The organism is Blastomonas sp. CCH1-A6 (assembly GCF_001556365.1).
In the GTDB taxonomy this organism is placed as follows: Bacteria; Pseudomonadota; Alphaproteobacteria; order Sphingomonadales; family Sphingomonadaceae; genus Blastomonas; species Blastomonas ursincola.
Genome location: NZ_LSIS01000147.1, coordinates 1 through 5,858, shown reverse-complemented (window position 1 = coordinate 5,858; position 5,858 = coordinate 1). Strand labels below are relative to the sequence as shown.

General features: G+C 62.5%; 9 protein-coding genes. 1 reads left to right on the top strand and 8 read right to left on the bottom strand.

Annotated features, from left to right (window positions below; translation table 11 throughout):
* Window positions 1-74: 74 nt before the first annotated feature.
* The 6 genes from AX735_RS05890 to AX735_RS05865 form a co-directional block, all read right to left on the bottom strand.
* A complete protein-coding gene (locus AX735_RS05890) occupies window positions 75-776 on the bottom strand; it encodes a hypothetical protein (RefSeq protein WP_066277151.1) in 702 nt (233 codons plus the stop codon).
* Complete coding sequence (locus AX735_RS05885) at window positions 773-976, bottom strand: hypothetical protein (protein WP_066277145.1); 204 nt, start codon at window positions 974-976, stop codon at window positions 773-775. Before AX735_RS05885 ends, AX735_RS05890 begins: the two co-directional genes overlap by 4 nt.
* Window positions 977-1,201: 225 nt before the next feature.
* Window positions 1,202-2,095, bottom strand: a complete 894-nt coding sequence (locus AX735_RS05880) for a hypothetical protein (protein WP_066277143.1) — start codon at window positions 2,093-2,095, stop codon at window positions 1,202-1,204.
* Window positions 2,096-2,136: 41 nt separating this feature from the next.
* Complete coding sequence (locus AX735_RS05875; protein ID WP_156447434.1) at window positions 2,137-2,733, bottom strand: hypothetical protein; 597 nt, start codon at window positions 2,731-2,733, stop codon at window positions 2,137-2,139.
* Between the two features lie 14 nt (window positions 2,734-2,747).
* Entirely contained in the window at window positions 2,748-3,071 is a 324-nt protein-coding gene (locus AX735_RS05870) for a hypothetical protein (protein ID WP_066277136.1), read from the bottom strand.
* Between the two features lie 279 nt (window positions 3,072-3,350).
* Window positions 3,351-3,641: a hypothetical protein gene (locus AX735_RS05865; protein WP_066277129.1), complete on the bottom strand. Its 291-nt coding sequence runs from the start codon at window positions 3,639-3,641 to the stop codon at window positions 3,351-3,353.
* 225 nt (window positions 3,642-3,866) lie between these two features.
* Between AX735_RS05865 and AX735_RS24115 the strand changes: the two genes are divergently transcribed.
* Window positions 3,867-4,151: a zinc ribbon domain-containing protein gene (locus AX735_RS24115; protein ID WP_082750952.1), complete on the top strand. Its 285-nt coding sequence runs from the start codon at window positions 3,867-3,869 to the stop codon at window positions 4,149-4,151.
* On the opposite strand, the gene AX735_RS05860 is transcribed toward AX735_RS24115, so the two are convergent.
* Both AX735_RS05860 and AX735_RS26255 read right to left on the bottom strand, forming a co-directional pair.
* Window positions 4,140-5,429, bottom strand: coding sequence for a DNA-packaging protein (locus tag AX735_RS05860; RefSeq protein WP_446471789.1), 1,290 nt, complete (start codon window positions 5,427-5,429; stop codon window positions 4,140-4,142). The genes AX735_RS24115 and AX735_RS05860 overlap by 12 nt on opposite strands.
* Window positions 5,323-5,748, bottom strand: coding sequence for a hypothetical protein (locus AX735_RS26255; RefSeq protein ID WP_231750032.1), 426 nt, complete (start codon window positions 5,746-5,748; stop codon window positions 5,323-5,325). The genes AX735_RS05860 and AX735_RS26255 overlap by 107 nt, the downstream gene beginning before the upstream one ends.
* Between the last annotated feature and the right edge of the window lie 110 nt (window positions 5,749-5,858).

Genomic DNA, 5,858 nt, shown 5'->3' with positions numbered 1-5,858 from the left:
GCGCGGTCGCGGATTTGAGCTCGGCCCGGTAGCGCCCCATCTCGGCGCGCAGCTGAATTACGATCGGATCTAGCTCAGGCATGCGCCATCTCCATAGGGGTAGCGGTGCGGATATCGAACGGCTCGCCGCGGGTCGGGCGGATCGGCTCGCCAAGGCGGTCGTGCCAGCGCCAGATCGCCCGTTCTGAGATATTGCGCTTGCCGACAGTGAGGCAGGTCAGCAGCACGCCAACGCCATGATACGGCGCGCCCGCTTGATCGGCAGGGATTACCGGCCGCTGGCGCTGCGCCTCAAACAGATCAATCAGCTGCGCATCGGTAAGCGCCAGGTCGAACCCCTCGCCCAACACCTCGGCAGGTTCATAGGACACGCCCAGCAGCATTTCGGCTTCCACCAGGTCGCCAGCGCGCAAGCCGGGCACTGCCAGCGACTCCCTGTTGGCATAGGTGAATAGCCGCGCCTCGCGCTGCGCCCGGTCCCATACGCCAATGGTCAGGCGACACGCGATCGCGTCACCCGCAATATCGGGAATCGCGCTCAACAGATCGCGCAGCTTGCAATCATGCCTCAGCAGCCGGTTAGCCCGATCGGCAAAGTACGTCACGCCCTGGGGCGTCGGTACTTCCCCGGTAAACCCGATGACAGCAGGCACGCTAGCAAAGCCGATGGTCTTGGAGCCGATGCCCTCCATCTTGCCGGTAACACCGCTGACAAAGGCAGCGTCCTGGGCGATGACGACATTGCGACCACGCTTGAAGCCTGTAATCAGGGTCATGCCAGCGCCTCCCCGACCAGCAAGCAAGCCCGGCCGAAAATGGCATGCGCAACTGTCAGCAACGCGCCCGCGCTGATAGCAGTACCAGCGATTGTGGTGCTCAAGGCGCCAGCGAGGCCGAACGATGCCGCGCCACCCGTTGCAACGATGATACCAGCCACCGCCACGACAGTGGCTGCGATCTTGAGAACCTTCGACATTTCAGCGACCTCCCGCGTTCATTCGGCCGAGGATCGGATGGTTGGGGGTGCGGGGCGACGGACGGGAAAAGGGAGAACCCATCCGTCGCCCCAGCGCTGCAATGGGCTCGACACCATTGCAGGGACGGAAAGCGCCGTGCCCGGACGCCAAGGGGCTGCGGCGCACCCCAGCGCCCAGGCACGACAGCAGCGTGGAGAACGGCGCTGCGAAAGGGGAATGAACGGTCACGACAGGAAAGCCCCGCTCTGCGGCATGCCAATGGTCTGGCCATCGGGTGCAGGCTCGACAGCCAGGCCAGCGGTGCGCGCGGCACCAGCCTGGGCAGGTGTCATGCGCGCGATCAGCGAGCTCGACGTCACGCGCTTTTTGCCGGTCTGCGTTTCGACAATGGCTTGAAAGCCCGGGGTCTCAGGCGGGGTAATGCGATAGGTCTTGGTTTCGGCAAGACGGCGCTCTTGCTCGAGGTGGCGACGCTGCCGCTCGGCAGCCTCGGCCTGCTGCACTGAGGCCATAGGATTGTGAGGCACTGGCCAGAGGTTGCGCGCGCCGGTCGATGCGTCGAATTCGGGAATCCGCATCTGCGTCAAGCGCGTGATTGGGCTGCCAAAACCGTTCCGCCAATGGCTGGCGCAACCCCGCGCCAGCGCCTCGGCCGATTCCAGCATCTCCAGTCCATAGCCGGGGTTGCCCAACCCCTGACATTCGGCCTCGCTCGCTTCGATGCGAACGAGAAATTCCACCAGCTTATCCAGCAGGCCGGGCACCTCCCGGCGCAGATCGGCCACCAACTCATCGCGGCGTGCCTTGGCCGCGGTGTGGCGATCGGTCGCGGCCTTGCGCCGGTCGCTGGCTAGCAGATCGGCATGCCTTGCCCTCAACTGCTCGCGCTTGGCCTCGAGGCGCACCATGCGGCGCGCCAGCTTCGTCACCTCATCGGCTGCGGCCTCTGCCTCATCCTCGGATGCGGTCGCGCTCTTGCTGATTGCGTCGAGCCGGTCGTGTTCGGCCTTGGTGGCATCGATCTGCGCGGCAAGCTCATCGATCAGATCGGCAACGGTGGCGGCGCGGGCATCCTGCGACAGTGCAGATGCAATTCGGGCGTCCAGTGGCTTGGCCATATCAATTCTCCAGTTGGCGGCGCAGCGCGCGGCCGGGCAATTCAGGCATAGGTGCGATGCAACCGCTCGGCGTTGATCGGCCAAGCGAGTTCCAGGTAATCAAAGCCGGGGATGTTCATCTTGATGAACTGGGGTGCGCGCATCATCTGGATATGCCCATGGGCGGGGATGCCGCGAGCGTGCATCTCGGCGTTGGCCTCGGCTACACCTGCACAACGCATTCGATCCTCATTCGCCTGCACCAGCTTGAAAAGCTCGATCAGCTCAGCAGTGAGTGCAGGCACGCGATCGGCGAACTTTGCGGCGATGGCATTGCGCTCAGCCAGTGCGGCCGACCTTTCAGCGTCAGCGGCCTTGCGGGCTTCATCGATTTTGCGGGCGTCGGTGGCTTCCAACACCTCGCCAATCTCGATTTCCAAAGCTTTGATGGTGCGGTCCAAACGGGCCGATTTGGCTGCGGCCTGGTCGCGGTCATCATCGTCTAAGGCAAAATCGGTGGATTGATCTACCGCAGCGTCACGTGCCAACGTGAGCCGCTCGACCTCTGCCCTCATCTCGATCAGCAGCGTTTCATTATCGGGAACGCGAGCTCGGGGGGACTTTGCGGTAGCAATGCGCTCTTGCAACGATTTAGCCATGTCCTGCGCGCCCCTTACGAGTATCGGGCCATGCGAAGCGCATCGAGCGTTTCGCGGGCACACTTGGCATCACGAGCTCGCGTCTCATGCTGCGCGGCATGGTTGCCGCCGCGCCAACTGTTGAGTGCCGTTTTGTTGGCGTCATAAACTGCCTGCTCATATCGAGCCGCGGCCAGCATCCGGCTGCGATCGGCAATTCGCTGGGCTTCGGTCACGACAGCAACGCCGCTGGGCGTGCCGCTATCAAGGAATGCCATGTCGAAAGTGACGCGCTCGCCAGGCTTCAACATGCGGCGGCGCTTTTCCTCATCCTCAAGGGTGGTCGTGTAGATCGTCATCTGCAGTTCTCCATTGCCCGGCTATCGCGGGGCGGTTGACTGCGGACAGGATGACAGGGGCGCGGCTCGCCATTACGGACGGTGCCGCCATATTTTGCCCGTATTTTCGGCGCGGCGGGGCAACCGATGAACGGGCCCCGCTTTGGTTATAGTGATCGGATCAAGACGATCAGCAATGTGATGAGCGCTAATAGCTCGAGCATGTCATACCTCCGTAGTTTGGGCAGCGTCAGGCTGCTGAGGTATTTATGCATTGAGAGATTTCACGCGATGCGGGTGTCACCAGTCATGGAACTGCCGCGCCAGCTTTGCCAAGCGAGCCCTGCGCTCGCGCTCTGGTCGCTCCCGATCGCGCTTGGCTTTCAGATAGGCGGTGCGGGCTGCAGCGAGCTCGGGGTACCCGGCCTCCCTTATCCAGCGGCGAATGACGCGGGTGTGAGTGCCGTAGTGGTCGCGGATATCTGCCCAGCCTATGCGGACATAGGTTTCCCAGAAATCAGCAGGCATCGGCCTGCGGCTGGCGAGGTTCGGGGATCTGGTCGAATAGCCATGCTCATAGCCATCGTGCATGGCCTGATCGATATCGGCCGGGACAGGCCCTCGTTACGTGCAAATTGATGGACGAATTTAGGGGCGGATTGAGAACGAGCGCGGCCTATCCCAGATTTGCGTGCCCTGTGTATCCCCAAATAGGATTGGAACGACATCTATCGCCGCTCGCCCGCCTTGCTGCCTATCGGTAGAACGATATAACCAATAAGCAGAATCAACAATTGAAACCAAATTGGGGGAAAAATGGAAATTGCCATTATTGTTTGGCTGCTTTGTGGCATCGCATCAGCCAATATCGCTTCGAACAAAGGCCGCAGCTCTGGCAAAGGCTTTATTCTAGGTTTCGTGCTCGGTCCGCTTGGCGTCCTGATAGCCTTCACCTTGGCATCAAACGCTAAGGGTATCGAACAAAAGGCTGTCTCTGAGGGTACGGGCCGCAAATGCCCTTACTGCGCCGAACTGGTGAAATTGGAGGCAATCAAATGCCGCCACTGTGGCTCTGACATTTCTGCCCAATCAGCTGGCTAGGGCGGTCAGGTTATAGGCGCTGCTGCCGTTCAGCATCGCCTCGGACAAGCCCCAGACCAGTGCATCGGCGCGGTCGGGGCTTCCCTCCCCTGCATAGCCTTCGGGCGTGAATAGTACCATTTGATCCTCGAGGCTGGCGTGCATGCCAACGTGGCTGATTCTGCCTTGCTCATAGAGCGCAGCGACCGGCTCGGCACGCGCGACCTTACCCCTGCTGGCGGTCACCAGCTTGACCGGTACAGATTGATCAGCGGTCAGGATTGTCGCCTCCACCATGGCCCCGCCAAAGTTGCGCTCTGCGACGATGCGATCGGCCTTGAATGCATGATAGGCCTCGACCGCGCGCCGTGACCAACCAGCAGGCGACAGGTTGCATGTCCAGTCGGCTAACACATAGCCACGCCCGTCAACACCCTTGCCGACGATGACGATGCCCACGTCGTCCCCACCTTCGCCGCCTCCAGCGGTGCCGCTTGGATCGACCGCGACAATGACACGCTTCATTTCCGGCATCTGCTTGACGCGGTTCGCCTCGAGCATGTCGCGCGTCCAGAGCGCGCCTGGCACGTCGTCGAGGATCTCGGCATTCAATTCCTGCCTGCCCAGCCGGGTGCCCTCGTACTTGTCGAGCATCTTGGCCAAAAACGGCGCGGCAAGGTTGCCAGCATTGTCCATGGTGCTGCCGCGCACCGCGACAGTATCGCGGGCAGACAGCAGCTCGCGGATGATAGGAATCGGGCGGGGTGTCGTCGTTACCGTCACGCGCGGGCGATCGCCGATGCGCAGCCCGAATTGCAGCTGGTCCCATGTGTCGCGCGCATGCTGCCACTTGGCGAGCTCATCGCACCAAGCCGCGTCATGCTGCGGCCCGCGCAGCTGGTCAGGCTCGGTCGCATTGTAGAGGGTCGCCACGGCACCATTGGGCCAAGTCAGGCGGCGCTTTGACGGCTCATAATGCGGCCGGACCTCCGGCGGGTGCACTGACATGATTCCACTATCGCCTTCCACCAGCACGTCGCGGGCGTCGGCTGCCGTTTCCGCCACGATCGCGATGCGCCCGGCACGGCCTGCAGACATCGGGGTGTCGCCGCATGCCATGGCGCGGATCCACTCCGCACCGGCCCGAGTCTTACCAAAGCCGCGCCCCGCCAAAATTAGCCAGGTCGCCCAGTCACCCGTTGGGGGCAGCTGATTTGGACGCGCCCAGAATGGCCAATGCCATTTCAGCGCTGCCCGCGCTTCCATCGTCAACTGGCTGAGCGCCTGCTGGCGTTCCACCTCGGGCAGCGAGGCGAGAAATTGCGCTGGTGAAATCTGCTGCATCGGCGGTTGCCTTCCCGATCTGAATTGCCTCGCCATCCGGCCCGCTATGTTCGATCGCCTGCGCCGGACGGCCATAGCCGCGGTCCAGCAGCGCCGTCGCAGCGGACACGCGCGCGGACTCGCTCTCTCCCGTCTTGGCGATCTTGACCAGCGCTGCCAGTGCAGTCTCGGTGTACTGCTGCGCCAGCTCGCGCAGCTCGCGGCCTGCCTTATTCGGAGCGCCCTTGGGGCGACCAGCACCGGGCCTTGCGCCTCCAACGTTACCGGGCATCATCTGATATCCTGTGATATTTTTTCACAGCCTGCTTATCGCCCCCACCTTACAGCCAACATACGGACGCAGTTATCGCCATATCACCCCACCCCTACCACCCACCCCCATAA